The sequence below is a fragment of the Bradyrhizobium sp. HKCCYLR20261 genome (assembly GCF_051168435.1).
Taxonomy (GTDB): Bacteria; Pseudomonadota; Alphaproteobacteria; order Rhizobiales; family Xanthobacteraceae; genus Bradyrhizobium.
Genome location: NZ_JBNPUZ010000002.1, coordinates 41,065 through 67,273, shown reverse-complemented (window position 1 = coordinate 67,273; position 26,209 = coordinate 41,065). Strand labels below are relative to the sequence as shown.

Here is a 26,209-nt window from a genome sequence, read left to right as displayed (position 1 = left end):
TTTCCTCTGGGTTGATGATGGATACGCTCGTCAGTATTCGGGTATTCTGCCAGGTCGCCGAGCTCAAGAGCTTCGCGGCCGCGGCCGACCGCCTGAGCCTGTCGCCGGCGATGGCCTCCAAGCACGTCATGCAATTGGAGCAGCGGCTGTCGACGCGGCTGCTCAACCGCACCAGCCGGCGGGTCGGCCTCACCGAGGCCGGCCAGGTCTATTTCGACCAGGTGCGTCCGATGCTGGATCAGCTGGACGAGGCCGAGGCGGTCGTCAGCAAGGCCACGGTGATCCCGCGCGGCACCCTGAAGGTCAGCGCGCCGGTGTGGTTCGCCAATGCGCTGTTCGCCGGCACGCTCGCGGCCTACCGCGCGCGCTACCCGGACGTCGTGATCGATCTCGATCTCAGCGGTCGGCTGGTGAACCTGGTCGAGGAGGGGTTCGATCTCGCGCTGCGCGTCTCGGCGACACCCGGGGATGGACTGATCGCCCGGCCGCTGGCTCCGGTGCTGATGCAGCTCGTGGCGTCGCCGCGCTATCTCGCCGCGGCAGGGCGGCCGAAATCGGTGGCCGATCTCAACGGCCATGCGATGCTGAAATATGCGCTGTATCCGCTGCGGACGGTCACCGTCCCCGGTCCCGAGGGCGAGGTGGCGCTGACGTTCAAGGATGTGCTGATCAGCGGCAACGAGACCCTGCTGCATCACGCGGCCGTCGCCGGCATGGGCATGGCGGTGCTGCCGCGCTGGCTGATGGCCGACGACCTCGCGAGCGGCCGGCTGGAGCCGGTGCTGCCGGAGCTGTTGACGATCAAGGCGCCGCTGATGGCGGTCTATCCCAGCCGGAAATATCTCTCCGCCAAGGTTCGTACCTTCATCGATTTCATCGCCGCCGATCCGCTGATGAAGCAGGCGTCGGAGGGACCGCCGCCGGTGATCGACGCGACGGCGGCGGGCGGGAGGAAGATGCGGAATGTGGGGGCGTGAGGAGAGGGAGGATGTTTGTCCGGGTGATCCGAGCTGATGACTGCCCCTGCCATAGGAGTTGTCGCCGCGCAACCGGTGCGCTCCCTCTCCCCGCAAAGGGCGGGGAGAGGTTGAAGCGCCCGCGCTGATAGCGGCTTCTGCTCAGAAGCACGAGCTCAAGGCCTTACCGCCGGGGCGTCGATCTTCATGCCTCGCGCGCGCGACATCAGATACAGCTCCAGCGCGATCATGTCGGGCGCGTCGAAGTCGAACGCCTGCGCGCGCACGCCGGTCATGCAGCCGCGCAGGCGGCGCTGTAGCGAGCCCATGCCCTGCCATTCCAGGCGATAGATCGGATAACCGGTCGGCTGTCCCTGCGTGATCGCGGAGCCCGCGAGATGCTTGTCCCAATTGTCGTCGTGGCAATTGGCGCAGGCGAGGTTGAGCTGGCCCTGGCGCTGAACGAACAGCTCGCGGCCGCGCGCGACGAACGGCGACAGCCGCGGATCGTCGCCGGCCTTGATCGGCATGCCGCGCGACTGCCTGGCGATCAGCGCCGTCAGCGCGAGCAGCTCGCGGCTCTCAGGCGCAAAGGCCTCCGCCTCCTGGTGCTGCCTGCGGCAGAGATTGACGCGCTGGCCGAGATCGACCGGCGCGGCGCTGGCGGCGTTGAAGGCGGGATAGCGCGCGGCGACGCCCTTCATGCTGACGTCGACCGCGCCATGGCAATCGTTGCAGGATTTGTTGGCGGCGCCGGCCTTTGTCGTCCACAGCGTCTCCCCGTCGAGCACCGACAGCATCGCGGGATTGGCAGTGTCGTCGTCCTGCATCGCCTTGGTCTCCGGCGACATGAAGTCGTAGCCGGAGCGGCGGTCGGCGGTCGCGATCTCGCCGGCCAGCGCCGGCAGGCCCAAGCCGAGCAGAGCCACGGCGAGGAGGGCGCGCGGCGTCATTCGACCGTGATCGCCGCCGACGCGGTGGCGACGAAGCCGTTGTCGCCGATCCACTCGAATTCGAACTTGCCGCTCTCGCTTGCCGTGGTGAAGAACGAGAGGAACGGATTGGCGGCGATGGCGGGATAGAGATCGGCGCGGAAGATCTCGGCGCCGTTGAACCTGCAGGTGAAGCTGGTGATGATGTCGCGCGGAATGGCCTCGCCGGCCGCGGTGTGGCGATAGCCCGGCTCCATGACGTGGCTCATCAAGGTCTTGATCTCGATGACCGCGCCGCGCCTGGCCTTGGGCGGCACGTTGACCAGGGCTGTGGGCATCACGGCATCTCCTCGGTGCAGGCGGCGAGCGTGACGATGACGTCGACGGTCGTCGACCAGAACGAGCCGTCGGAGAGCTTTGCGATCGCAATTACCTTCTGCGTGTCGGCGAGCCGGATGCGGGTCGTTACCTGGGCGCGGCCGGCGTTCGGCGTGAGATGAAAATTGGCGACGTTGGGCTGCGGGTTCTTCTCGTTGAAGACGTGGACGCTCTTCACGAAGTTCTCCGGCGCCATCGGGTGATCGACGCTGACCGTCATCGGCACGGTGTTGCCGTTCTCGACCAGCGGCGGGATGTCGAGCCGGACCTTGCCGACCTGCACCTTGGCTTCGCCGACGAGATTGCGGATGGCGGAGGCGAGCATCGCGGGCGTCGCCTGCGCCGCGCGGACCGTGATCAGCGGCAGCGAGCTGGTTAGGGCGGCCAGCTGAAGCAGATGGCGGCGCGTGAGGTGGAGCGGGGTGAACATGCTCTCCATATGGGCTCACTCGCGCAGGGTCGCGAGATAGGCGACGACGTCTTCGATCTGCTCCGCCGACAGGATCGGCTTGTCGCGCCAGGCGGAACCCACGCGGGTCAGGCCGTCGACGCGGTAGTAGGACGGCATGATCGTCTCCGGATTGATGCTGGAGGCATCGACCAGCCGCAGCCGCAATTGCGAGATCGTCGAGCGGCTGCCGGCGCCATTGAGGCTCGGGGCCAGGTCGCCCTGGAATCGCGCTTCCGGAAACGGGCCGGAGTGGCAGAGGATGCAGGTCGAGCTGCGCGCCAGCACGAGCGCGCGGCCGCGCGCTGGATCGCCTGGCTCGCTGGTGAGGGATTGCGCGATGCCGTCGCCACTGATCGTGTACGGCTTCAGCGCCTGTGCGCCGGCGACTGCGGGCAGGGCTGTGACGATCACGGCGATGACCCGGCTAGCCGAACGCATCATGTGTCAGCGCCTTGAACCAGGCCGTCGCAGCATCGGCCTCGGCCGCGCGAGCGCTGCGCGGCGCGTCGTGCGGGCTGGTCTTGCCGCCTTCGACCTCGGCGAACAGATCGCCCTTGGGCTGATACACGCCCGACAGCGAGAACGCGTAGTCCGGCGCGACGGTGCTGTAGCACACGCCGGTCAATGGCGGCACCTCGGCGTGCCGTCTGATCAGGTCGCGCGTGATCACCGCCGCGCAGGCCTTGCCTTGCGCCTGCGCGGCGCCGGCCGATTTCGGAATGCCGCCGCCGAGGCAGGCGTCGCCGATGACGTGGACATCGGGCACGAGCTTCGAGGCAAAGGTCGCGGCGTCGATCGGGCACCAGCCGGTGCGGTCGATGGCGCCGGCAAGCTGCGCGATGCGGCCGGCCTTCTGTGGCGGGATGATGTTGGCGACCTCGGGATTATAGTTGCCGAACTCGGTCACGACCGTGCGCGTGGTGACGTCGACGCCGGTGACGCGGCCGCCCTGCGACAACGGGATACGCTCGATCATGCCGGGATAGAGCTGCTGCCACGCCTGCTCGAACAGCTTCTGCTGCGAGAAATTGTCCTTGGCGTCGAGGATCAGCACTTTCGACTTCGGCTTGTGCGTCTTGAGGTAATGCGCGATCAGGCTGGCGCGCTCGTAAGGCGCGGGCGGGCAGCGCGAGGGATTGGCGGGAACCGAGATCGCGACCGTGCCGCCATCCGCCATCGCCTCGATCTTCTGGCGCAACAGCAGCGTCTGCTCGCCGGCCTTGTAGGCGTGCGGCATGACAGCGGAGGCCGCCTCGTCGTAGCCTTGCAATGCCGTGAAATCGATGTCGATGCCCGGCGCGAGCACGAGTCGGTCATAGTCCAGCGTCGTGCCATCGGCGAGCGTCACCTTGTGCGCGGACGCATCGATCCCGGTCGCGGCTTGCAGCATCACCCGCACGCCGTCGGCCGCGATCCGGTCATAACCGAACTGCTGGGCGCCGATGTCGCGCAGGCCGGCGATGACCTCGTTGCTCTGGGGGCAGGAGGTGAAGGTCTTGTTGGCTTCGACCAGCACGACGTCGAATTTCTCATCGGCCTTGCTCAGCGCGCGGGCGCAACTGGCGCCGGCGAAGCCGCCGCCGATCACGACGACGAATGCTCCCATTTTCGCGCGCAGCACGGCCGGTGCGGCGATCATGGCAGCGCTTGCCGCGATCAGGCCGCCAACCTCTCTGCGCGTGCGCGATCGGGTGAATGTCATATGGTCAGACTAGCACGGCGGCAGCCATTGATCGCAACGGCTGCCGCTCGTGTCTCATGCGAAGGTGATGTTCTGGTCGCGCAGCGGCACCGAGCGGATGCGCTTTCCTGTCGCGGCGAAGAACGCGTTCAGCACGGCAGGCGCGGCGACGCCGATGGTCGGCTCGCCGACGCCGCCCCAGAAGCCGCCGCTCGGGATCATGATCGATTCCACCTTCGGCATCTCGGCGATGCGCATCGAATTATACGTATCGAAATTGGTCTGCTCGATCCGCCCATCCTTCACCGTGCAGCCGCCATAGAACAGCGCCGACAGGCCGTAGACGAACGAGCCCGCGATCTGCCGCTCGACCTGCGCGGGGTTGACGACGTAGCCCGGATCGGTCGAGGCGACGATGCGGTGGACCTTGATCTTGGTGCCGTCGATCACCGAGATCTCGGCCGCGCCGGCGACATAGCTGCCATAGCCGTGCAGCTGAGCGAGCCCGCGATAGACGCCTTCCGGTGCCGGCGTGCCCCAGCCGATCTTCTCAGCCACGGCGTTGAGGACGGCGAGATGCTTCGGATTCTTGCTCATCAGCTTGCGGCGGAATTCCAGCGGATCCTGGCCGACGGCGTTGGCGAGCTCGTCCATAAAGCATTCGAGATAGATCGCGTTCTGGTTCACGTTGACGCCGCGCCAGAAGCCCGGATTGATGTGCGGATTGCGCATCGAATGTTCGATCAAGAGGTTCGGCACGGAATAGCCGATCGTGGCCTCGCCCGAGGCCGCGAGCCCCTGGAAGGTCGCGGGGTCCTTGCCGTTGACGAGCGCATCGGGGCGCAGGCTGAACAGGATCGACTGGCCGGAGATGCGCATGTGCAGCGCTGTCAGATTGTTGTCGGCATCGAAGCCGCCGGTCAGCTTGCATTGCGTGATCGGGTGATAGCGGCCATGCGTCATGTCCTCCTCGCGCGACCAGATCAGCTTGACCGGCGTGCCCGGCAGCTCCTTGGCGATCTTGACCGCCTGGCGAACGTAGTCCGTCTGACCGCGCCGGCCAAAACCGCCGCCGAGGATCAGCTTGTGCACCTCGCATTTGTCGGCCGGCAGGCCTGACGCCTCCAGCACCGCGGCGAACGCCGCCTCGCCATTCTGCGTGCCGCACCACACCTCGCATCGCTCCGGCGTGTAGAGCGCGGTCGCGTTCATCGGCTCCATCGTGGCGTGGTTCTGGTACGGATAGTTGTAGACCGCCTCGACCTTCTTCACCGCGCTCGCCAGCGCCGCCTTGGCATCGCCGTTCTCATTGCCGACGAAAGCCGGCCCGGAGTCCAAACCTTCGGCCAGCCATTTGCGGATCGACTCCGACGAGACCTTTGCGTTCGGGCCCTCGTCCCACACGATCGGCAGCGCATCGAGCGCGGTCTTCGCGTGCCACCAGGTGTCGGCGACGACAGCCACGGCCGTGCCGTCGACCGCGACCACCTTCTTGACGCCCTTCATGCCGGCGATCTTGGCCTCGTCAAAGCTCTTGAGCTTGCCGCCGGTGACCGGGCAGTCCTTGATCGCGGCGTTGAGCATGTTCGGCAGCTTGAGATCGGCGCCGTAGACCATCGCGCCCGTCACCTTGTCGGCGGTGTCGAGGCGCTTCACGCCCTTGCCGATCAAGGTCCAGTCCTTCGGATCCTTCAGCTTGACGTCGGCCGGCGGCGTGAGCCTCGCCGCGGCCTCCGCGACCTTGCCGTAGGTCGTGGTCTTGCCCGAGGCCTTGTGGGTGATGACGCTGTTGGCGGCCGTGCATTCCGCTGCCGGCACCTTCCACTCGTCGGCGGCGGCCTGGATCAGCATCATGCGCGCGGCGGCGCCGCCCTTGCGGACATAGTCCTGAGACGAGCGGATGCCGCGGCTGCCGCCGGTGGAGAAATCGCCCCACACGCGCTTGCGCGCGACGTTCTGGCCGGGTGTCGGATATTCGGTCGTGACCTTGCTCCAGTCGCAGGCGAGCTCTTCCGCGACGAGCTGGGCGAGACCGGTCAGCGAGCCCTGGCCCATCTCGGAGCGGGCGATGCGGATCACCACGGTGTCGTCGGGCCGGATCACGACCCAGGCGTTGACCTCCGGCGAGCCATCCGCGGCGCGGACCACCTGCGGGCCGCCAAAGGGAAGGTCGAGGCCGAGCGCAAGGCCGCCGCCGAGCGCGGCGGTGCCGATGACGAAGGCGCGGCGGTTGAGGCGCGGCGTCACGTGCTGGTTCATGCCGGCCTCCTCAGGCGTTCGCCGCGGCGTGGATCGCCTCGCGCACTTGCGCGAAGGTTCCACAGCGGCAGATGTTGGTGATGGCGTCGTTGATGGCCTGGTCGCTCGGCTTCGGATTGTCCTTGAGCAGCGCGGCGACGGCCATGATCATTCCGCTCTGGCAGTAGCCGCATTGTGGAACGTCGTTCTCGAGCCAGGCCTGCTGCACCTTGTGCAGGCCATTGTCCGCCGCGAGGCCTTCGATGGTGGTGATCTGCTTGCCCACGGCTTCCGAGACGGTGACTCCGCAGGAGCGCACGGCGGTGCCGTCGAGATGCACCGTGCAGGCGCCGCATTGTGCGATGCCGCAGCCATATTTGGTGCCGGTCAGCCCGGCGTTCTCTCGGATCGCCCACAGCAGCGGCGTGTCCGGCTCGACATCGAGCGAATAGGATTTTCCGTTAATCGTGAGGTTTGCCATCGCAGATCCCTTTCGTTCAACGCGCCCGTTGAACTGAAGGTCGCACTGTGGCGCGAAGCCTGGAATCCTTCAAATCAAGAATATGCGTTTGCGGCGCGGAAGATTTGTGATGGGGCGGGGTTTGAGTTCGCCCGAACTCATCAGCCGCGCGGCGGCGCCACCGCCAGCCGCAGGAAACTCATCACGCTGCCGAGCGCGGCGAAGCCTGCGCCTAGCGCCAAAGCGAGGGTTGCCCCCTCGCGTCCGGCAAGGCTGAAGCAGAGCGCGGCGAGCGCCGCGCCCGTGGTCTGGCCGGTCAGCCGCGCCGTCGCGACGATGCCGCTGGCGCCGCCGCTGCGATGGGGCGGGGCGCTTGACATGATGGCCTTCATATTGGGCGCCTGGAAGAAGCCGAAACCGATGCCGCAGATCAGCATGCGCCAGACGATGTTCGGGATGCTCGGGTTCTCCGGCAGCATCGCCAGCAGCGCCATGCCGGTTCCGAGCATCACGAGGCCGATGCCGCCGAGCAGGCCGGCGGGGAAACGATCCGACAGTCGGCCCGCGATCGGCGCCATGATGGTCACCGCGAGCGGCCAGGGCGTCATGAAGAAGCCGGTCTCGACCTGCGAGCGCTGCAGAATGTCCTCAAAGTAGAAGGGCAGCGACACGAAGCCGAGGCCCTGCACGGAGAAGGAGCAGACAGCGGTCGCCGCCGACAGCGCGAACACGCCGCGGCGGAACAGGTCGATCGGCAGCATCGGCGCGGGATGATCGGCCTGGCGCCGCGTCAGGATGATGCCGAGCGCGAGTGCGCCAACCAGTTCCGCGACCACCATCGCCGGCGTCGCGCCATGCGCGGCGCTGCCGATGCCGGTGATGAACAGGCCGAGGCAAACAGCGGCGAGGCCGGCGCCGAGGAAGTCGAACGCGTGCTCGGCGCGCGGCGTCTTCGGCAGCATCTTCATGCCGATGGCGATCGCGATCAGGCCGAACGGCAGGTTGATCGCGAAGAGCCACGGCCAGGAGCCGAGCGAGAGGATGGCCGACGCGATCGTGGGGCCGAAAGTGAAGGAGATGCCGACCACCAGCGCATTGTGGCCGAGGCCGCGCCCCAGCATCTTGCCGGGATAGACATAGCGCACCAGCGCGGTGTTGACGCTCATGATGCCGCTGGCGCCAAGCCCTTGCAATGCGCGGGCGACCACCAGGGATGGCAGAGACCACGCCAGCGCGCAGCCGACCGAGGCCAGCGTGAACAGCAGGAGGCCGCCGAGATAGATGCGCTGGTGGCCGACGATCTCGCCGAGCGCGCCGAGCGGCAGCAGGGTCGCGACCAGGGCGATCTGATAGATGTTGACGACCCAGACCACCTCGGCCGGCGAGACGTGCAGATCATTGGAGATCGACGGCAGCGCGATGTTGGCGATGGCGACGTCGAGCGAAGCCATCGACAGCGCCGTGAAGATCGCCGCGATCGCCCAGGGCCGCTGGCTGGCGGGCAGGCCGTCGGCCGGGCCGTCGCCGGCGAGCTTCAAAGCGTGGTGGCGGTTGGACATGGGGACCTTTTGGGCCTTTGGTGCGCGCGTCTCCGATGAGCATGTACACGGGAGCGGACGAGAGCCCCAGCCATTGCTGGCGCATGGCCGTATGCGCGGCGGCGGAGCCGAGACTGTCGGATGCTTGCAAGAGCCCCTCGTCTTGCTCCGTCATTCCGGGGCATTCGCGCGCAAAACGGCGCAGCCGTTTTGAAGCAGCACGAATGAGCCCGGAATCCATAACCACGAACGGAAGTGGGGCGCGAGACGCCCACCACTAGCGTGCCCCATACGAGGCCTGTGGGGTATGGGTTCCGGGCTCGCGCTGCGCTTGCGGCCGGCTGCGTCGGCCTCAAGCTCCGCGCGCCCCGGAACGACGCGCGGAGAGGGCGGTCCGCGTGGTCATGGCGTCGCCCGCGGCATCGTCACGGTGCTGACGCGGCCATCTATTTCGACTATCGTCCGATGCAAACAGACCATCAAGGCAGAACAAAACAGGGAGCCCACGAGGAGATCAATGAGCACAGTCAAAGACGCTCTGGCCCAGAAGAGTGGCGCCCTGATCCATGTTCGCTCCAGCGAGATGGTCGTCGAAGCCTTGCAGAAGATGCGCGACAACCGGGTCCGCTCGGTGCTGGTCATCGACGACGGCGTGCTCGTCGGCATCGTCACCCAGGGCGACTGCGCCATCAAGGTGCTGCTGCCCGGGCTCGATGCGACGCGGACGCCGGTCGGCCAGGTGATGACGGCCGATCCGGTGACGGTCAGGCCGGACCACCGGCTGGACAGTTGCATGGCGATGATGTCCCAGCGCGGCTTTCGCCACCTGCCGGTGCTGGACGGAGACCAGGTCGTTGGCGTGATCTCGATCGGCGACGTCGTCAAGAACATCATCCGGGATCTGGAGCACAATGTCGACGACCTGATGGGCTACATCCTGAAGGACGGCCCTGGGGGGTGATAGGGGAGTGTGGTGCAGCGCCTAGAGTATCTCTGGTTATGACCAAAGCCGACTCTTGTAGCCGCCGTGGATGTTTGCATTCGACCCGAAGCCGACATGACCCGGACCCCACAACCGCCTCTTAACCGGACGTTCCATATACGAAGCCATGCGCCGTGGCGCTTAGGCGTGAAGCAAAGGATATTGGGGCCGCTGCGGTGATATCAATGAGAAGAACTCTCGTGTTCTCGCTGCTAGGCCCTGCGCTTTGTGTCGCTTCGGCCGTTATAATTGAGCTGGCTGCGGGAAGAATCCCCGAAGAAGGCATAATCTGGGCCTTCATGTTCTCGCTTGTCGTTTCGATCTCCACCGGATTGGTTGACGGCTACCTCGCACATTTTTTCTCCTCCCAGCTCAGGGCGCCGCTCATCGCGGTCGTTGGCGGGGCGACTGTGGCGTTTCTCCTCTTTGCGATAGCGAGCCGTACAGAACAGCCTTATTCGGCTCACGTGTGGACCATCGTTATGGCAGGAGTAGTGTGTATGGGTCTTTGCTCTCTCCTGTCGGGGCCTTCACGTGAGGAGCTTAACTAAATTCCGCTGTTGGTTGATGTTTGACGTCCAGCTAGCGCCAGGGGATGTCTGCTTCCGAGACGCAACATCAAACATGTCGACCGATCTTCAGAGGGCTGGTTATGATCAGGGGTGGACTAACAACTTTGTTCTGACGCAGGCCGCGGTGATTGTGTGTGGAGCAAGTCGCTCGCCGTCAGGTGAGCGCCGGACATCCCATCAATGTCACGTCAGGGCAACTCGCAGCCCATTCCAGTCAGATTGGCCCTGATCGGGTCGGATGTCAGCGGCCCCATCTAACCGTCCGAGTCGCTGTGTGTAGCTACGCGCTCCCCGGCCGCGCCAGCCGCTCGATCGTCTGATTGTGCCGTGTCAGCAACTCACACGCATGCCCGATCTGCCGCTCGCGCAGCGCCTGCAGGATCTGGCGGTGATCGCCGTTGCTGCGCGGGCGCCAGCCGGCGGTGCGGGCCATGGTGAGGACGAGGCGCGAATTGGCGAGGCGTAGTCCGTCGAGGCTCGCCAGCAGGCGGGGCATCGCGCAAGGCGCGACCAGGGCGCGGTGGAAGGCGCGGTTGGCGGTCTCGAACTCCTGGATCGTCTCGGCATTGTCGCCCTCGATCAGGGCGAGCTCGATCGCGGCGAGATGCGCCGGCGTGTAGCGCGGCGCGGCGTTGCGTAAGCCCACCACTTCGAGCGCGACGCGCATCTCGACAATCTCCTTGGTCGACTTCGCATCCAGCGGCGCCACCCGCACGCCGCGCCGGGGCGCTGCGACCACGAGATAGAGCGCCTCAAGCTGCCGGAACGCCTCGCGCACCGGCACATGGCTGGAGTTGAACTCGCGGGCGATGTGGTCCTGCCGCAGCGGCGCATCCGGAGGCAGGGCGCCGCTGACGATGCGTTCGGTGATGGCTTCGGCGATGCGATGGGCTGTCGTGAGGTTCTCATCTGTCATGGTGATAGATTATCTATCGAAAAAGCTGGTGCAACGGAAGCTGTGCCGTCCTACGGTCCAGGAAGATCGAAACTTCATAGATAATATCTATGAAAATCTATAATTGTGGAGCGTCAGTATGACTGGTGTCAGCAGTTCGTCGTCGGAGCCAATCCAGCAGGGCGACGCCGTTCGCCATGACTGGACCCGGGAGGAGGCCGAGGCGCTGTATGGCCTGCCGTTTCCAGACCTGATGTTCCTGGCACAGTCGACCCATCGCCGGCACTTCGACCCGACCCGGCTGGAGACCGCGAGCCTGCTCAGCATCAAGACCGGCGGCTGTCCGGAGGATTGCGGCTACTGCTCGCAGAGCGCGCATTACGACACCGGCCTGAAGGCGACCAAGCTGATGGACCACGACGCCGTCGTCGCGACGGCGCGGCGCGCCAAGCAGGCCGGCGCCGAGCGCTTCTGCATGGCCGCCGCGTGGCGCAGCCCGAAAGACCGTGATCTGGACCAGGTCTGCGACATGGTCAGCGCGGTGAAGGACCTGGGCCTGGAGACCTGCGTGACCTTGGGCATGCTGACGCCGCCGCAGGCGCAGCGGCTCAAGCAGGCCGGGCTCGACTACTACAACCACAATGTCGATACCTCGCCCGAGTTCTACAACCGCATCATCACCACCCGCACCCTGCAGGACCGCATCGACACGCTGGCGCATGTGCGCGAGGCCGGCATCAAGACATGTTGCGGCGGAATCATCGGCATGGGTGAGGAGGTTGATGACCGGCTCGGCATGCTGGTGCTGCTCGCCAATCTCGAGGCGCATCCGGATAGCGTGCCGATCAACCTTTGGAACGAGGTCAAGGGCGTGCCGGTCAACGACACCGCGACGCGGCCGGATGGACTTGCGCTGGTGCGGCTGATCGCGGTGGCGCGCATCATGATGCCCAGGAGCGTCGTGCGGTTGTCGGCGGGGCGGCAGTACATGAGCGACGAGTTGCAGAGCCTGTGCCTGCTCGCCGGCGCCAACTCGATCTTCATCGGCGACGTGTTGTTGACGACGGCCAACCCGCAGGCCGAGCGCGATGCTGACTTGCTGGCGCGGCTCGGCATGACGTCGTCGTTGATGGCGCGCAAGAGAGAAGATGCAAGCGAAGCGGCGCATCAATCAGTCACTGCGTGATGTCGCAGGAGCGGGGCCTCATGGTTCGAGACGCGCCGCCATTGCGACCGTTCGCAACGGCTCGATCGCGTGCGCGGCGCTCCTCATCATGAGGGATGGGCTCCGCAATCGGAGCTGCACGAAGACGATGAGTCGTGTGCGCATCAAGCAAGCGTTCGATCTCATGCGGTGCTTGGCGGCTTCGCCGAACCGCTTTTCCCTCACCCTGAGGAGCATGCCCTTCAGGCGGGCGTCTCGAACAGCGAGGCCCGGACGTTGGCCGCATGGTTCTCCGACTCCAAGCGAATGTGGCTGACCGATAGAGCGCGGATACAATATGCCTTCCGACAAATTGGCGATCTATGCAAATGACCTGCAAGATCTCGCGGCGCGCGACCGTCTCCGGCGCCTGAGTCCGCGATCCGGTTTCGATTTCTCATCCAACGATTATCTCGGCCTCGCTCAGTCGCCGCGGATCAAGCGCGCGATCGCTGCGGCGATGGAGGCGGGCACGCCCGTCGGCGCGGGCGGCTCGCGACTGCTGCGCGGCAATTGCGCGGAGCACGAGCGGCTGGAAGCCGAAGCGGCACGTTTCTTCGGCGTCGACAGCGCGCTGGTCTTCGGCTCGGGCTATGTCGCCAACTTTGCCGTGCTGGCAACGCTGCCGCAAGCCGACGACCTGCTGGTGCTCGATGCGCTCGTGCACGCCAGCACCCATGAGGGCGCGCGCGCCGGCCGGGCCAGGATTTGTCAGTTCGCGCACAATGATGCCGGCGCCGCCGAGGACAAGATCCTGGCGTGGCGCCGCGACGGCGGTGTCGGCCGGCCCTGGATCGTCGTCGAAAGCCTCTACAGCATGGATGGCGACATCGCGCCGCTGGATGATCTGATCGCGGTGGCCGAACATCACGACGCGTTCCTGCTGATCGACGAGGCGCATGCGACCGGCGTGCATGGCCCGCAGGGGCGTGGCCTTGCCGCACGGTTCGAAGGCCGTGACGATGTCGTCGTCGTGCACACCTGCGGCAAGGCACTCGGCGCCGCCGGCGCGCTGGTGACCGCGCATCGCGTGCTGCGCGACATCATTGTCAATCGCGCTCGACCCTTCATCTTCGCCACCGCGCCGTCGCCACTGATGGCCGTGGCCGTCACCGAAGCGCTCGCGATCCTGCAGGACGAGCCGCAGCGGCAGCAGAAGCTGACGAAGCTCATGGCCTTTGCACACCGCGCGATCGTCGCGCGGTTCGGCGGGACGTGGTCGTCAACGCAGATCATTCCCTACATCGTCGGCGACAATGCGCGCGCGATGACCCTCGCCGCCGGCCTACAGCGGCGCGGCTTCGACGTGCGCGGCATCCGGCCGCCGACGGTGCCCGCCGGCACCGCGCGCCTGCGGCTGTCGCTGACCCTGAACGTCGACGAGGACGCGATCACGGCGCTGCTCGACACGCTTGTTGAACTTGAAGGAGAGCAGCGATGGCGCAGCGCATCGTCGTCACGGGCACCGACACCGGCATCGGCAAGACCGTATTCGCCGCCGGCCTGACGGCGCTGCTCGGTGCCTGCTATTGGAAGCCGGTGCAGGCGGGCCTCGCGGAGGAGACGGATTCCGATCGCGTCCGCCGTCTCGCCGAACTCCCCGCGGATCGCGTCCTCCCCGAAAATTATCGGCTGGCGGAAGCGGCGTCGCCGCATCGCGCGGCCCGCCTCGAAGGGATCAGGATTGATCCGCTCAGTCTCGATCCTCCCGACACCGGCCGGCCGCTGGTGATCGAGGGCGCCGGCGGGGTCATGGTGCCGCTCGACGACGACACGCTCACGCTCGATGTGTTCGCGCGCTGGCGCTGTCCGCTGGTACTGTGCGCACGCACGAGCCTCGGCACCATCAATCATTCGCTGCTGTCGCTGGCGGCGCTGCGCAGCCGCGGCATCGACGTGCTCGGCATCGCCTTCATCGGCGACGCGGCCGCGGAGAGCGAGGAGACGATCTGCCGTCTCGGCAAGGTCACGCGTCTCGGCCGTTTGCCCTGGCTGGCGCCGCTCACGGCACCGACGCTGCAGCAGGCGATGACGACCGCATTCCGGTGCAAGGATTTCGCGCGATGACCGGCGCGGCAGGTTCGCCGATCTGGCATCCGTTCACGCAGCACGCGCTGCAGCCGCAGATGATTCCGATCACGCGCGGCGAAGGCGCCTATCTGCACGCGGCCGATGGCAGGCCGATCATCGATGCCATCGCGTCCTGGTGGGTGGTGACGCATGGCCATTGTCATCCGCCGATCGTGCGCGCGATCCAGCAGCAGGCCGAGCGTCTCGACCAGGTGATCTTCGCCGGGTACACGCACGAGCCGGCGGAGCAGGTGGCCGCCGGGCTGCTCGACCTCACCCCGCCGGGCCTGGCGCATGTGTTCTTCTCGGACTCTGGCGCCACCAGCGTCGAGGTCGCGCTGAAGATGGCGCTCGGCTATTTCAGGAATATCGGTCAGCTGCGCACGCGCATCGTGGTGATGCAGCATTCCTATCACGGCGACACCATCGGCGCGATGTCGGTCGGCGCGCGCGGCGTGTTCAACGCCGCCTATGAGCCGCTGCTGTTCGATGTCGCGGTCGTGCCGTTTCCGGCCGAGGGCCGCGAGCAGGCGACGCTCGATGCACTCGCCGCCATCTGTGAGCGGGATCGTCCTGCGGCTTTCATCGTCGAGCCGCTGGTGCTGGGCGCCGGCGGCATGCTGATGTATCCGGCTGTGGTGCTGCGCGAGATGCACCGCATCTGCCGGGCGCACGGCGTGCTGTTCATTGCCGACGAGGTCATGACCGGCTGGGGCCGTACGGGCACGCTGTTTGCGTGCGAGCAGGCGGAGATCACGCCGGACATCGCCTGCTATGCCAAGGGCCTCACCGGAGGGGCGATGCCGCTCGCGGTCACGCTGTGCAGCGAGGCCATCTTCGCGGCGCATCTGTCGGCCGATCGCGGGCGGACCTTCTTTCATTCCAGCTCGTATACGGCCAATCCGATCGCCTGCGCGGCGGCATCGGCCAATCTCGCGCTGTGGCGCCAGCCGGAGACGCGAGCCCGCGCCGCCGCTGTCGCGGCAATGCAGCAGTGCTGCCTGGAGCGTTTCCGCTATGACGAGCGGTTCTCCGATCTGCGGCGGTGCGGGACCATCACGGCGCTCGATCTGCACGCCGAGAAGCCAGGTTACCTCGCCGACGTCGGGCCGAAGCTGCACGGCATCTTCCGTGACAGCCACGTGCTGCTGCGGCCGCTCGGCCACACGATCTACGTGATGCCGCCTTACTGCGTCACATCAGAGGATCTCGACACGGTCTACGCGGCGATCGACGAGGCGGTGGATCGCGTGCTCTGAGCACCCTTCCGTTCTGCGCAATTTGCGCTCGACGATCTCCCGCACTAGCATCCCGCCAACAAAATTCGTGACGGGGGGACTTAAAGCCATGAATGTGCCGGTCAGCGACAACAGCTCGAAGGAGCCCAAGGACGCGACCGCGGCGGTGAGGGCCGCGCAGCAGGCGATGCTCGAGACGCTGCCGTTCGGCGATACCGCAGACTTCGACGATGCGGCCCGCGGTTTTCTCGGCACCATCGACGATGCCAAGGTGGCCACCGCGCAGGGGCGGACCGTCTGGAGCCTCGCGCCCTACGGCTTCCTCGAGGCCGAGGAGGCGCCGCCGACCGTCAATCCCAGCCTGTGGCGGCAGGCCAAGCTCAACATGCAGCACGGCCTGTTCGAGGTCGTGCCCGGGGTCTACCAGGTGCGCGGGCTCGACATCGCGAACATGACCCTCATCGAGGGCGACACCGGCGTGATCGTGGTGGATACGCTGACCTCGATCGAGGGCGCCCGTGCCGCGCTCGATCTCTACTATCAGCATCGCGGCACCAGGCCGGTCATGGCGGTGATGTTCACGCACACCCACACCGACCATTGGGGTGGGGCGCGCGGGGTCGTCGACGAGGAGGCCGTCACCGGCGGTCGCGTGCCGCTGATCGCGCCGAACCTGTTCATCGAGCACGCGGTGTCCGAGAACATCATTGCCGGTCCCGCGATGCTGCGCCGGGCGCAGTATCAGTTCGGGCCGCTGCTGGCGAAAGGGCCGAAGGGCCATGTCGATTGCGGCCTGGGCAAGACCATGGCCGCCGGCGGCGTGGCGCTGTTGCGGCCGACCGATCTGATCATGGCGACGGGCGACACCAGGACGATCGACGGCGTCGCCTTCGAATTCCAGATGGCGCCGAACAGCGAGGCGCCGGCGGAGATGCATTTCTATGTGCCGCGCTACAGGTTGTTGAACCTCGCCGAGAACTGCACGCACAATTTCCACAATTTGCTGCCGTTCCGCGGTGCCGATGTGCGCGATGCGCTGGCGTGGTCGAAATATCTCGGCGAGGCGCTGCAATTATGGGGCGGCAAGGCCGACGTGATGTGCGGCCAGCATCACTGGCCGGTGTGGGGCGCAGCCCGCGTCGACAGGATGATCCGCGAGCAGCGCGACCTCTACAAATTCGCGCACGATCAGACTCTCCGCCTGATGAACCACGGCCTGACCGCCAGCGAGATCGCCGAGCAGATCGCGCTGCCGAAAAGCCTCGAGCACGCCTGGCATGCGCGCGGCTATTACGGCCACATCCGGCACAATGTGAAGGCGATCTATCAGAAATATCTCGGCTGGTACGACGCCAATCCCGTCAATCTCGATCCGCTGCCGCCGGTCGAGGCCGGCCGGAAATACGTCGACTATATGGGCGGCGCGGAGGCGCTGCTGGCGCGGGCGCGCGCCGATTTCGAGAGGGGCGAGTTTCGCTTCGTCGCCCAGGTCGTCAGCCATCTGGTGTTCGCCGAGCCCGACAATGCCGAGGCGCGTGCGCTGCTCGCCGATACATTGGAACAGCTCGGCTATGCCGCCGAAAGCGCGACGTGGCGCAACGCCTATCTGTTCGGCGCCCAGGAGCTGCGCCACGGCATGCCGGAGATCCCGGCGCGCCCGGGCATGCCGCGAGAAACCCTGGCGGCGCTGCGCACCGAGCAAATATGGGACGTGCTCGGCGTCAGGCTGAACGGACCGAAGGCCGAGGGCAAGCACATCGTGCTGAACTGGAGCTTCACCGACACCGGCGAGCGCTTCGTCCTCACGCTGCAGAATTGCGCGCTGACCTATGCGGCCGGCGCGCAGGCGTCCACGGCGGATGCCGGCTTCACCCTGGCGCGATCGACTCTCGACGCGGTCATCGCCAAGGCGACGACTTTTCCGGAAGCGGTCGCCGCCGGCAAGATCAGCGTCGTCGGCAATCCGATGCGGCTCGCCGAGCTGATGTCGCTGATGGATGAGTTTCCGCGGATGTTCGAGATCGTCGAGCCGAAGCGGACCGCGGTGACCTGAGGCGGGCCGGGCGTCGGAATTGCCCGGCCCATGCGCATCACTCAGCGCTGCTGACCAGGCGGATGCGCGGCTCGGCCCGTTCGATCAGGCCGCGATAGGCGGCGAGATAGTCCAGCGCCATGCGCCGGGCGGTGAACCGCTGCTCGAAGCGCTCGCGCACGCGCGCGCGGCTGAGATCGTGCAGACGGTTGACGGCCGCCACCGCGCTGAGCTCGTCCTCGACGATGAAGCCGGTGACGCCGTCGTCGATCACCTCCGGCACCGAGCCGCGATTATAGGCGATCACGGGCGTGCCGCAGGCCATCGATTCGATCATGACCAGGCCGAACGGCTCGGGCCAGTCGATCGGCAGCAGCAGGCCGAGCGCGCCGGACAGGAACTCCGGCTTCTCATGGTCGCCGATCTCCCCGATGTACTCGACGAGCGGATTGCCGTTGATCATCGGATAGATCAGCTGGTCATAATAGTCCTGGTCGGCGCGATCGACCTTGGCGGCGATCTTGAGCGGGATGCCACAGCGCATGGCGATCTTGATGGCGCGGTCGACGCCCTTTTCCGGCGCGATGCGTCCGAGCACGGCGAGATAGCTCGGCGTCACGGGCTTGGGCATCAGCAGCTGTTCGGGCAGGCCGTGCAGAACGGTGCGGACCCAGTTTGCATTCGGCACGGGTCTGCGCTGTGCATCGGAGATCGAGACGACGGGAACGTCCTTGAAGACGGAGAACACCGGCTGGTGCTCGGGAAGGTCGAGCCGGCCATGCAGCGTGGTGAGAAACGGCGTGGGCTGCCGGTGGAACAGCGAGAAGGGATAGTAGTCGAGGTGGAAGTGCAGAACGTCGAACTCCTCCTCGTCACATCGCTGGCGCACGCTTTCGAGCATGACCATGTGCAGCGCGTTGGGATCCCGGACCGAGCCGTCGAGGCGCAGCGCCTTCGGCCAAGTCGGTGAGAGTTTCGCCGAGGTCTGCGAATCACCGCTGGCAAACAGCGTGACGTCGTGCCCGAGCGCGACGAGCTCTTCGGTCAGCCAGTGCACCACCCTCTCAGTGCCGCCATAGAGTTTCGGAGGCACAGCCTCCGTCAACGGAGCAACCTGCGCAATGCGCATCTCATCGTCTCCTATTCGTGATCATGGATGGAAACCCCCAGATGGCACCGGCACTGCCGCAGCAGGAACGTTGACCCATCTGCGAAGTTCCGGCGCTTGCGATCACTCTTTCTTCGACACAACGTGTTCCCGCCGACCTCATTGCTGCCATCTGGCATCTTCAGCTCTGCCGACCAGCGCTCATGCGAAGTTGACAGAGCGCCACTGCTGCTGCGGCGCGGAACAGAAGAAACCGTTCATCGTTCATCTGGCCGCAACAGGTGTCGCCAACAGTCGCACAGGACAAACATGGATCAGCTATCAGGCTACGCGCACCGGCCGTTCCCCTTCGTCATGCGCTATCTGCGCAAGCGGCCGACGGCGCATCTCATCATCTTGTTGTCTGTTGTCGGTGCAGTTGCCTGTTCGGTAGGCACGCAATACGGAGTCAAGTTCCTGGTCGACAGCCTGTCGGCCGGTCCCCGTGGCAGCGGCAACGTGTGGGCCGCATTCATCCTGCTGATGGCGCTGATCGCAACCGACAACGTCCTCTGGCGCGTCGCCAGCTGGATCGCGAGCTTCACCTTCGTGAGCGTCACCGGCGATCTCCGGCGCGACATCTTCCGTCATCTCACCGGCCATTCGCCGAGCTACTTTGGTGATCGACTGCCGGGAATGCTCTCGAGCCGGATCACGGCGACCTCGAATGCGGTGTTCACGGTCGAGAACATGTTCGTCTGGAACGTGCTGCCGCCCTGCCTCGCGACGGTTGCGGCAATTCTGCTGATTGGAACCGTGAGTGGCCCGATGGCCGGCGCGCTGCTACTGATCGCGGCCATGATGGTCCTGGCCATGTTCCGCCTGGCGTCGGCGGGCAAGCCGCTGCATGATGATTTCGCCGACAAGGCGGCGATGGTCGACGGCGAGATGGTCGACGTGATCTCGAACATGCCGCTGGTGCGCGCGTTCTGCGGCCTGCGCCACGAGCACGACCGGTTCGATGCGACCGTCGACAAGGAACTCGAAGCGCGCGGACGCAGCCTCCGCTATCTCGAAAAGCTGCGCATCCTGCACGCGACCGTCACCATCGTGCTGACCGTTGCGCTGATGGCCTGGGCGATCTCGATGTGGCAACGAGGCGGGGCAACCACGGGCGATGTCGTGTTGGTGTGCACGCTCGGCCTGTGCATCCTCAATGCGACGCGCGATCTCGCAGTCGCCCTGGTGGATGTGACGCAGCATGTCGCGCGCATGAGCGAGGCGATCGCCACGCTGCTGCAGCCGCATGAGCTGCGCGATCATCCCGAGGCCGAGCCGCTGGTCAAGAGCGGCGCCGCCATTGCCTTCAACGACATCACCTTCCACTACCCGGGCGGCCACAAGCTGTTCGAAGCGTTCACGCTGCGCCTGCAGCCCGGCCAGCGTGTCGGACTCGTCGGCCAGTCCGGCGGCGGCAAGTCGAGCCTGTTCACCCTGCTGCAGCGGTTCTACGATCCGCAGGCGGGACATATCGAGATCGACGGCCAGGACATCGCGAAGGTCACGCAGCAGAGCCTGCGCGAGGCGATCTCGGTGGTGCCGCAGGACATCTCGCTGTTCCATCGCTCGATCCTGGAGAACATCCGCTACGGCCGGCCGAGCGCGACCGACGACGAGGTGCTGCGCGCGGCGATCTCCGCGCGTTGCGATTTCGTCGAGACGCTGCCGGAGGGGTTGCAGACCATGGTCGGCGACCGCGGCGTCAAGCTGTCGGGCGGCCAGCGCCAGCGCATCGCGATCGCGCGCGCCTTCCTCAAGGACGCGCCGATCCTGCTGCTCGACGAGGCCACCGCCGCGCTGGACAGCGAATCCGAGGAGGCGATCCGCGAGGCGCTGAGCCGGCTGATGCGGGGCCGGACGGTGATCGCGATTGCGCACCGGCTGGCGACCTTGCGGAATTTTGACCGCGTCGTGGTGCTGAAATCGGGCAGGATCATCGAGGACGGCGCGCCTGACCGGCTGATGCAAAGCGAGGGTCCGTATCGGGAACTCGTCACCCAGGAAATGAACCGGCTCGCCACGTTCGCCGCCTGATCGTTGCGTCGCGTCGCGACCTTGCCCGCCGGGTCGCGTGATCACTCCAACTTCGCACGAGGTCAAAATGTCGGCTGAAGTCGCAACCTCACTCTCGATCGCCCGCGCAGATGAGCCTGCCGAGCAGCCGTTCTACATCCCGATGACTGGACCCGCGGCGCGGCCGCGACGGTCCCTCAAGCACGACGACACCTTCATCGTGCTCGACGGTCACGGCGACATCGGGGCCTCCGCGGGCGGCCCGGACGGCCTGTTCAACGCAGATACGCGCTATCTGGCCCGGCTGGAGCTGACGCTCGACGAGGTGCAGCCGCTGCTGCTCGGGTCGAGCCTGCGCGACGACAATTCGTCCCTGACGATCGACCTGACAAATCCCGACATCTACGAGCAGGGCCGGCTGGTGCTGCCGAAGGACGTGCTGCACATCGTGCGCACCATTTTTCTATGGCGCGGCACCGCGTACCAGCGCATCGGCGTGCAGAACCATGGCGATCGGCGCGCCAGTTTCGATCTCAAGCTGGCCTTCGACAATGATTTCGCGGATCTGTTCGAGGTGCGCGGCAGCGTCCGGCCGCGGCGGGGCGCAGGCTCGGCCAAGCTGATGAGCACCTTCGACGTGATGCTCGACTATCGCGGCCTCGACGGCACGACGCGCACGACCGCGCTGCATTTCGATCCGCGTCCGTCGCGGCTGTCGGTCGATGTCGCGACCTATCATTTCGATCTGGAGCCGCAGCAATCGACGTCGCTGTTCATCGCGGTGAGCTGTAACGCTGCTGCCGGCGAGCAGCCGGGCCGGTTCTTCCGCAGTCTGCTCGCACACCGCCGCGAGATGCGCCGCTGCACGCAAGGCGCGACCAGCATCGAGACCTCGAACGACATCCTCAACGAGGTGCTGTGCCAGGCGGCGGCCGATCTCAACATCCTGATGACGGATACGCCGCAGGGACGCTACCCCTATGCGGGCATTCCCTGGTACTCGACCACGTTCGGCCGCGACGGGCTGATCACCGCGATGCAGATGCTGTGGGTCGATCCGCGCATCGCGCGTGGTGTTCTGCGCCGGCTCGCCGAGTACCAGGCGCAGCGGACCGACCCGCTCGCCGATGCCGAGCCCGGCAAGATCCTGCACGAGATGCGCGGCGGCGAGATGGCGGCGCTGCGCGAGGTGCCGTTCGCCTGCTACTACGGCAGCGTCGACTCGACGCCGCTGTTCGTGCTGCTGGCCGGTCTCTATGTCGAGCGCACCGGCGATCTCGACACGTTGAAGCAGCTGTGGCCGGCGATCGAGCTGGGGCTCGCCTGGATCGACGGACCGGGCGATCCGGATCGCGACGGCTTCGTCGAATATCAGCGCGCCTCCGAGCAGGGCCTCGCGAACCAGGGCTGGAAGGATTCCTACGACGCGGTGTTCCATTCCGATGGCCGTCTCGCCGAGGGCTACATCGCGCTCGCCGAGGTGCAGGGCTATGTCTTCGCCGGCAAGCAGCTCGCGGCCCGTTGTGCGCGGCGGCTCGGCAAGGCCGAGATGGCCGATCGGCTCGATGCCGAGGCGTCTGATCTGGCGAGGCGGTTCGAGGATGCGTTCTGGTGCGAGGAGCTCGACACCTATGCGCTGGCGCTGGACGGCAACAAGCAGCCGTGCCGGGTGCGCACCTCCAATGCGGGTCAGCTCCTGTTCAGCGGCATGGTGCGCGAGGACCGCGCCCGCAAGGTCGCGGCCGACCTGTTGCGGCCGCATTTCTTTTCCGGCTGGGGCATCCGCACGGTCGCTTGTGGAGAAGCGCGCTACAATCCGATGTCCTATCATGACGGCTCGATCTGGCCGCACGACAACGCGCTGATCGCGCTCGGCCTGTCGCGCTACGGCCTCAAGCATGCCGTGGAGCAGGTGTTCGGAGGCCTGTTCGAGGCCGCGTCCTACATGGATCTGCGGCGGCTTCCCGAACTGTTCTGTGGATTCCGGCGAGAGAAACATCGCGGGCCGACGCTGTATCCGGTCGCCTGCGCGCCGCAGGCCTGGGCCAGCGCGACGCCGTTCACCTTGCTGGAGGCGGTGCTCGGCCTGGAATTCGATGCCGCGCGTGGCGAGATCCGGCTGCGCAATCCGCGGCTGCCGGCCTTCCTCGACTGGGTCGTACTGCGCGACCTCAGGCTCGGCAATTCCGCCATTGACCTGCGCATCCGCCGTCACGGCGAGGACGTTTCGATGGAGGTGCTGCGCCGCCGTGGTCGGATTCAGGTCTCGCTGGTGCTGGCGCAATGACGAAGCCGACACACAGGGATCGTCAGCGCATCTTACTTCGGCTTGCCGTGCTGCCGCTGCTGGTCGCACTGCAGACCTCTGATGGCTGGTCGCAGCAGGCGTCGCCGGCGCCGAAGGATGTCGCCGCGCCGGCTAAGGAGCCTGCGCCGCCGCCGTCGGTGACCATCCTCGGCGCGCGCGATGCGCATGGCGTGCTCGGGCGCGATGTACGCAGTTCGACCGGGGAGGACATGGGGCACATCGTCGACGTCATCGTCGATCTCACCGGCACGGTGCGTGCGGCGGTGATCGATTTCGGCGGTTTCCTCGGCGTCGGCAGCCGCAAGATCGTGGTGGATTGGACGGCGCTCGATTTCAAGCACATTGCCGACAAGAGCGACCAAGTCACGCTCGACCTCACCAAGGAGCAGGTGAAGGCCGCGCCCGAATACAAGGAAGACAAGCCGGTCGTCGTGCTCGGCGCGGCCGGCAAGCTGTTGCCCTGGGATTTCGATCATTGAGTATGCGTGAGACCGCCGCTCCTGGCCACACGGGCACCGGGGCATGGCGGGTATATTTGTCCAGCAAGCCCTGACTTGAAGCGTCGAGAGCATGCCGATTGCACGGCCGTCGAGATCATCCGATCGGGAGCCCGCACCGGAGCGCGCGGCAGCGGACGTGCGCGCGGACGAGGTGCAGGACCTTGGCCCGGCCGCGAGGCCTGCGCCGTCCAAGCAGAGCCTGCGCGGGCTCGACTGGTTCATCTTCTTTCTCGCCGACGTGCAGACCGGCTTCGGCCCGTTCATCGCGGTGTATCTGACGACGCAGAAATGGACGCAGGCGCAGATCGGCCTGGTGCTGTCGATCGGCGGCATCGTCGGGCTGATCGGGCAGATGCCGGGCGGCGCGATCATCGATGCCGCCAAGTCGGAGCGGCGCGTCGCCGGACTTGCCATTGCGACCATCGGCTGCTGCGCGCTCGCCTACGCGGTCTGGCCGATCTTTCCGGTGGTGGCCGGCGCGGCCATACTGCATGCGGCGGCAAGCTGCGTGCTGGGACCTGCGATCGCGGCGATCAGCCTCGGCCTGGTCGGGCCGCGCGGCATGGCCGAACGGCTCGGCCGCAACGCGCGCTTCGCCTCACTCGGCAATGGCGTGGCGGCGGCGGTGATGGGCACTTGCGGCTATCTGCTCTCCAGCCGTGCGGTGTTCCTCGTCACCTTCATCCTCGCTTTTCCGACGCTGATCGCGCTGTCGCGCATCCGCGAAAGCGAGATCGACATCGCCCGTGCGCATGGCCGCGCCGATCAGGAGGACAAGGAGGTCGCGCGGCTGTCGAGCCTGCTCGGCCTGCTGCGACAGCGTGCGCTGCTGGTGTTCGCGCTCGGCGTGTTCCTGCTGCAACTCGCCAATGCGGCGATGCTGCCGCTGATGGCCGGCGTGGTGACGACGAAGTCGAGCGAGTGGGCGCCGATGCTGATCGCGTTCTGCATCGTGGTGCCGCAGGCGATCGTGGCGCTGAGCTCGCCATCGGTCGGCGCGGTGGCGCAGCAATGGGGCAGGCGGCCGCTGCTGATGCTGGGCTTCGCGGCGCTCACGATTCGCGGCGCGCTGTTTGCGATCGTGCACGATCCCTATTTGCTGGTGGCGGTGCAGATCTTCGACGGCGTGACGGCTGCGGTGTTCGCGGTGATGATTCCGCTCACGGTCGCCGATGTGGCGTTCGGCAGCGGCCACTTCAATCTGGCGCAGGGGATCGTCGGAACGGCGTCGGGGATCGGCGGATCGCTCTCGACCGTGGTCGCCGGCTTCGCCAGCGACCGCTACGGCAGCGTCACCGCCTTCATGGGCCTGTCCGGCGTGGCGCTGACAGGCCTCATTCTGATCGCGCTGCTGATGCCGGAAACGGGGCAGCGCGCTCGCAGGGCGTAAGGTGTGTCGCTCAAGCGTCCATGCTGCGCAGGCGCTGACGGTTGCGCAACACGATCTGGCGGGCGCCGGAGAAGCCGAGAACGCCCTGGCTATGCAACTGGGACAGCGCGCGCGACACGGTTTCGAGCGTCAGGCCGAGATAGTCTCCGATGTCGCGGCGGCACATCGGCAGCGCCATCATGCCAGCAACGGCAAGGCGGCGATCCATCTCGAGCAGGAAGGTCGCGACGCGCTCCATCGCGGTCTTGCGGCCCAACAGCAGCATGTGATCCTCGGCGTGGCGGAGGTCATGGGCCGTCATGGTCCAGAGCTTGCGGGCGACCGCGACGTCGGTGCCGGCGGCCTGCTCGAGGCTGCGGCGCTTCACCAGGCGCACGGTGGTGTCGATGATGGCCTCGGCGGCGAGGCGGTGGGCGGAGCCGAATTCAAGACCGAACACGTCGCCCGGAAGATGGAAGGCGCCGATCTGGCGGCGGCCGTCGGACAGCAGCTTGTAGCTGCGGACCGCGCCGGAGATCACCTGGTAGACGTATTCGGCGGGCTCGTCCTCGCCGTAGATCTCCTCGTCCTTTTTATAGGAGAACTCGCTGGCGATCAGGCCGGCATGGCCGGTGATTTCGGCAAAGGGGTTGGCGGCAGGAGAGGGGACGGCAGCGGCGCTGGGGGTAACGACCGAATGGGTAAGCGACTGATTGAGCATGACCATCTCCTTGCGGCGGATGGCGATGTGGTACACGGCGCCTCCCGTTAAGGACATTTGGGCCGTTATCTTAAGGGGGTTCCCTTACGTAGATGTACGTAGGCGGCCGGTCAGGAGACGTGCTGGGCGGTATCCGAATGGTCGTTCGCGATCGCCTTGCGGATGCGCTTGACCAGATTGTCGTCGAGCAGCGGCTTGAGCAGGAAATCCTGGATGCCGACGGCGGCGGCCCGGGCTTCCAGCCGGTCGTCGTAATGCCCCGTGATCAGCACCACCGGCGCGGTCGCGCCCTGCTTGCGCAACCTCTCCGTGAGCTCGACCCCGTTCAGCTCCGGCATCTTGTAATCGACCACGAAGCAGTCGACCGGCGCCTGGGTCGATGCCTTCAGAAGGGCCGTGCCGCTGCGGAAGGTGCGGACATCGAAGCCGTCCGCCTCCAGCAGGAAGCGCAGCGAACCGAGGACGTCTGCGTCGTCGTCGGCGACGTAGACCTTGGGTTTGGCGTGAACCGACATGGCACGTGC

Annotated in this window: 23 protein-coding genes; 11 read left to right on the top strand and 12 right to left on the bottom strand. The window is 66.4% G+C overall.

Features of this window, described 5'->3' with window-relative positions; genetic code table 11:
* Positions 1-17 precede the first annotated feature (17 nt).
* The gene (locus ACQR1L_RS03970) at positions 18-977 is read left to right on the top strand and encodes a LysR substrate-binding domain-containing protein (RefSeq protein ID WP_434856631.1); all 960 of its coding nucleotides are present in this window, start codon (positions 18-20) and stop codon (positions 975-977) included.
* Between the two features lie 155 nt (positions 978-1,132).
* On the opposite strand, the gene soxA is transcribed toward ACQR1L_RS03970, so the two are convergent.
* The 8 genes from soxA to ACQR1L_RS03930 all read right to left on the bottom strand — a co-directional run bounded on the left by soxA (position 1,133) and on the right by ACQR1L_RS03930 (position 8,655).
* Positions 1,133-1,909 carry a sulfur oxidation c-type cytochrome SoxA gene (gene soxA, locus ACQR1L_RS03965; RefSeq protein ID WP_434856630.1) on the bottom strand — a complete coding sequence of 259 codons (777 nt, stop codon included), beginning with the start codon at positions 1,907-1,909 and terminating at the stop codon, positions 1,133-1,135.
* Positions 1,906-2,226 (bottom strand): thiosulfate oxidation carrier complex protein SoxZ, encoded by a 321-nt coding sequence (soxZ, locus tag ACQR1L_RS03960; protein WP_434856629.1) that lies wholly within the window; start codon positions 2,224-2,226, stop codon positions 1,906-1,908. The genes soxA and soxZ overlap by 4 nt, the downstream gene beginning before the upstream one ends.
* Positions 2,226-2,705, bottom strand: a complete 480-nt coding sequence (locus ACQR1L_RS03955) for a SoxY-related AACIE arm protein (protein WP_434856628.1) — start codon at positions 2,703-2,705, stop codon at positions 2,226-2,228. The genes soxZ and ACQR1L_RS03955 overlap by 1 nt, the downstream gene beginning before the upstream one ends.
* A gap of 6 nt (positions 2,706-2,711) precedes the next feature.
* A complete protein-coding gene (gene soxX / locus ACQR1L_RS03950) occupies positions 2,712-3,158 on the bottom strand; it encodes a sulfur oxidation c-type cytochrome SoxX (RefSeq protein WP_434856627.1) in 447 nt (148 codons plus the stop codon).
* Complete coding sequence (locus tag ACQR1L_RS03945; protein WP_434856626.1) at positions 3,142-4,419, bottom strand: FAD-dependent oxidoreductase; 1,278 nt, start codon at positions 4,417-4,419, stop codon at positions 3,142-3,144. Before ACQR1L_RS03945 ends, soxX begins: the two co-directional genes overlap by 17 nt.
* A gap of 54 nt (positions 4,420-4,473) precedes the next feature.
* Positions 4,474-6,657: a molybdopterin cofactor-binding domain-containing protein gene (locus ACQR1L_RS03940; protein ID WP_434856625.1), complete on the bottom strand. Its 2,184-nt coding sequence runs from the start codon at positions 6,655-6,657 to the stop codon at positions 4,474-4,476.
* A 10-nt stretch (positions 6,658-6,667) separates the two neighbouring features.
* Positions 6,668-7,117: a (2Fe-2S)-binding protein gene (locus tag ACQR1L_RS03935; protein ID WP_434856624.1), complete on the bottom strand. Its 450-nt coding sequence runs from the start codon at positions 7,115-7,117 to the stop codon at positions 6,668-6,670.
* A 140-nt stretch (positions 7,118-7,257) separates the two neighbouring features.
* Entirely contained in the window at positions 7,258-8,655 is a 1,398-nt protein-coding gene (locus tag ACQR1L_RS03930) for an MFS transporter (protein ID WP_434856623.1), read from the bottom strand.
* A 496-nt stretch (positions 8,656-9,151) separates the two neighbouring features.
* Here ACQR1L_RS03930 and ACQR1L_RS03925 point away from each other — a divergent pair, with 496 nt between their 5' ends.
* A complete protein-coding gene (locus ACQR1L_RS03925) occupies positions 9,152-9,595 on the top strand; it encodes a CBS domain-containing protein (RefSeq protein WP_434856622.1) in 444 nt (147 codons plus the stop codon).
* Between the two features lie 873 nt (positions 9,596-10,468).
* Here the strand turns inward: ACQR1L_RS03925 and ACQR1L_RS03920 are convergent.
* Entirely contained in the window at positions 10,469-11,104 is a 636-nt protein-coding gene (locus tag ACQR1L_RS03920; RefSeq protein WP_434856621.1) for a GntR family transcriptional regulator, read from the bottom strand.
* A 118-nt stretch (positions 11,105-11,222) separates the two neighbouring features.
* Between ACQR1L_RS03920 and bioB the strand changes: the two genes are divergently transcribed.
* From bioB to ACQR1L_RS03895, 5 genes are all read left to right on the top strand, one after another.
* A complete protein-coding gene (bioB, locus tag ACQR1L_RS03915; protein WP_434856620.1) occupies positions 11,223-12,269 on the top strand; it encodes a biotin synthase BioB in 1,047 nt (348 codons plus the stop codon).
* Positions 12,270-12,585: 316 nt separating this feature from the next.
* Positions 12,586-13,794, top strand: coding sequence for an 8-amino-7-oxononanoate synthase (locus tag ACQR1L_RS03910; protein ID WP_434856619.1), 1,209 nt, complete (start codon positions 12,586-12,588; stop codon positions 13,792-13,794).
* The gene (gene bioD, locus ACQR1L_RS03905) at positions 13,725-14,354 is read left to right on the top strand and encodes a dethiobiotin synthase (RefSeq protein ID WP_434856618.1); all 630 of its coding nucleotides are present in this window, start codon (positions 13,725-13,727) and stop codon (positions 14,352-14,354) included. Before ACQR1L_RS03910 ends, bioD begins: the two co-directional genes overlap by 70 nt.
* Positions 14,351-15,616, top strand: a complete 1,266-nt coding sequence (locus ACQR1L_RS03900; protein ID WP_434856617.1) for an adenosylmethionine--8-amino-7-oxononanoate transaminase — start codon at positions 14,351-14,353, stop codon at positions 15,614-15,616. Before bioD ends, ACQR1L_RS03900 begins: the two co-directional genes overlap by 4 nt.
* Positions 15,617-15,782: 166 nt before the next feature.
* On the top strand, positions 15,783-17,648 hold the full coding sequence (locus tag ACQR1L_RS03895) for an alkyl/aryl-sulfatase (protein WP_434857230.1): 1,866 nt from the start codon (positions 15,783-15,785) through the stop codon (positions 17,646-17,648).
* 37 nt (positions 17,649-17,685) lie between these two features.
* On the opposite strand, the gene ACQR1L_RS03890 is transcribed toward ACQR1L_RS03895, so the two are convergent.
* A complete protein-coding gene (locus tag ACQR1L_RS03890; RefSeq protein WP_434856616.1) occupies positions 17,686-18,756 on the bottom strand; it encodes a glycosyltransferase family 4 protein in 1,071 nt (356 codons plus the stop codon).
* 288 nt (positions 18,757-19,044) lie between these two features.
* On the opposite strand from ACQR1L_RS03890, the gene ACQR1L_RS03885 reads away from it, so the two are divergent.
* The 4 genes from ACQR1L_RS03885 (at position 19,045) to ACQR1L_RS03870 (ending at position 24,985) form a co-directional block, all read left to right on the top strand.
* A complete protein-coding gene (locus ACQR1L_RS03885; protein ID WP_434856615.1) occupies positions 19,045-20,808 on the top strand; it encodes an ABC transporter ATP-binding protein in 1,764 nt (587 codons plus the stop codon).
* 67 nt (positions 20,809-20,875) lie between these two features.
* Complete coding sequence (locus ACQR1L_RS03880; protein WP_434856614.1) at positions 20,876-23,074, top strand: amylo-alpha-1,6-glucosidase; 2,199 nt, start codon at positions 20,876-20,878, stop codon at positions 23,072-23,074.
* Entirely contained in the window at positions 23,071-23,574 is a 504-nt protein-coding gene (locus ACQR1L_RS03875; RefSeq protein WP_434856613.1) for a PRC-barrel domain-containing protein, read from the top strand. The genes ACQR1L_RS03880 and ACQR1L_RS03875 overlap by 4 nt, the downstream gene beginning before the upstream one ends.
* 91 nt (positions 23,575-23,665) lie before the next feature.
* Entirely contained in the window at positions 23,666-24,985 is a 1,320-nt protein-coding gene (locus ACQR1L_RS03870) for an MFS transporter (protein ID WP_434856612.1), read from the top strand.
* Positions 24,986-24,995: 10 nt separating this feature from the next.
* Here ACQR1L_RS03870 and ACQR1L_RS03865 read toward each other — a convergent pair whose 3' ends face one another.
* Both ACQR1L_RS03865 and ACQR1L_RS03860 read right to left on the bottom strand, forming a co-directional pair.
* On the bottom strand, positions 24,996-25,685 hold the full coding sequence (locus ACQR1L_RS03865; protein ID WP_434857229.1) for a helix-turn-helix domain-containing protein: 690 nt from the start codon (positions 25,683-25,685) through the stop codon (positions 24,996-24,998).
* Positions 25,686-25,795: 110 nt separating this feature from the next.
* A complete protein-coding gene (locus ACQR1L_RS03860) occupies positions 25,796-26,200 on the bottom strand; it encodes a response regulator (protein ID WP_434856611.1) in 405 nt (134 codons plus the stop codon).
* Positions 26,201-26,209: the final 9 nt, after the last annotated feature.

Excerpts from the sequence above, each read along its gene's own strand:
- ACQR1L_RS03860 (WP_434856611.1), bottom strand. The coding sequence starts at position 26,200 with ATGTCGGTTCACGCCAAACCCAAGGTCTACGTCGCCGACGACGACGCA.
- ACQR1L_RS03945 (WP_434856626.1), bottom strand. The coding sequence starts at position 4,419 with ATGACATTCACCCGATCGCGCACGCGCAGAGAGGTTGGCGGCCTGATC.
- ACQR1L_RS03970 (WP_434856631.1), top strand. The coding sequence starts at position 18 with ATGGATACGCTCGTCAGTATTCGGGTATTCTGCCAGGTCGCCGAGCTC.
- ACQR1L_RS03930 (WP_434856623.1), bottom strand. The coding sequence starts at position 8,655 with ATGTCCAACCGCCACCACGCTTTGAAGCTCGCCGGCGACGGCCCGGCC.
- soxA (WP_434856630.1), bottom strand. The coding sequence starts at position 1,909 with ATGACGCCGCGCGCCCTCCTCGCCGTGGCTCTGCTCGGCTTGGGCCTG.
- ACQR1L_RS03870 (WP_434856612.1), top strand. The coding sequence starts at position 23,666 with ATGCCGATTGCACGGCCGTCGAGATCATCCGATCGGGAGCCCGCACCG.
- ACQR1L_RS03955 (WP_434856628.1), bottom strand. The coding sequence starts at position 2,705 with ATGGAGAGCATGTTCACCCCGCTCCACCTCACGCGCCGCCATCTGCTT.
- soxX (WP_434856627.1), bottom strand. The coding sequence starts at position 3,158 with ATGATGCGTTCGGCTAGCCGGGTCATCGCCGTGATCGTCACAGCCCTG.
- ACQR1L_RS03885 (WP_434856615.1), top strand. The coding sequence starts at position 19,045 with ATGGATCAGCTATCAGGCTACGCGCACCGGCCGTTCCCCTTCGTCATG.
- ACQR1L_RS03935 (WP_434856624.1), bottom strand. The coding sequence starts at position 7,117 with ATGGCAAACCTCACGATTAACGGAAAATCCTATTCGCTCGATGTCGAG.
- ACQR1L_RS03895 (WP_434857230.1), top strand. The coding sequence starts at position 15,783 with ATGCTCGAGACGCTGCCGTTCGGCGATACCGCAGACTTCGACGATGCG.
- ACQR1L_RS03940 (WP_434856625.1), bottom strand. The coding sequence starts at position 6,657 with ATGAACCAGCACGTGACGCCGCGCCTCAACCGCCGCGCCTTCGTCATC.
- ACQR1L_RS03925 (WP_434856622.1), top strand. The coding sequence starts at position 9,152 with ATGAGCACAGTCAAAGACGCTCTGGCCCAGAAGAGTGGCGCCCTGATC.
- ACQR1L_RS03875 (WP_434856613.1), top strand. The coding sequence starts at position 23,071 with ATGACGAAGCCGACACACAGGGATCGTCAGCGCATCTTACTTCGGCTT.
- ACQR1L_RS03880 (WP_434856614.1), top strand. The coding sequence starts at position 20,876 with ATGTCGGCTGAAGTCGCAACCTCACTCTCGATCGCCCGCGCAGATGAG.
- ACQR1L_RS03900 (WP_434856617.1), top strand. The coding sequence starts at position 14,351 with ATGACCGGCGCGGCAGGTTCGCCGATCTGGCATCCGTTCACGCAGCAC.
- soxZ (WP_434856629.1), bottom strand. The coding sequence starts at position 2,226 with ATGCCCACAGCCCTGGTCAACGTGCCGCCCAAGGCCAGGCGCGGCGCG.
- bioD (WP_434856618.1), top strand. The coding sequence starts at position 13,725 with ATGGCGCAGCGCATCGTCGTCACGGGCACCGACACCGGCATCGGCAAG.
- ACQR1L_RS03910 (WP_434856619.1), top strand. The coding sequence starts at position 12,586 with ATGCCTTCCGACAAATTGGCGATCTATGCAAATGACCTGCAAGATCTC.
- ACQR1L_RS03890 (WP_434856616.1), bottom strand. The coding sequence starts at position 18,756 with ATGCGCATTGCGCAGGTTGCTCCGTTGACGGAGGCTGTGCCTCCGAAA.
- ACQR1L_RS03865 (WP_434857229.1), bottom strand. The coding sequence starts at position 25,685 with ATGCTCAATCAGTCGCTTACCCATTCGGTCGTTACCCCCAGCGCCGCT.
- ACQR1L_RS03920 (WP_434856621.1), bottom strand. The coding sequence starts at position 11,104 with ATGACAGATGAGAACCTCACGACAGCCCATCGCATCGCCGAAGCCATC.
- bioB (WP_434856620.1), top strand. The coding sequence starts at position 11,223 with ATGACTGGTGTCAGCAGTTCGTCGTCGGAGCCAATCCAGCAGGGCGAC.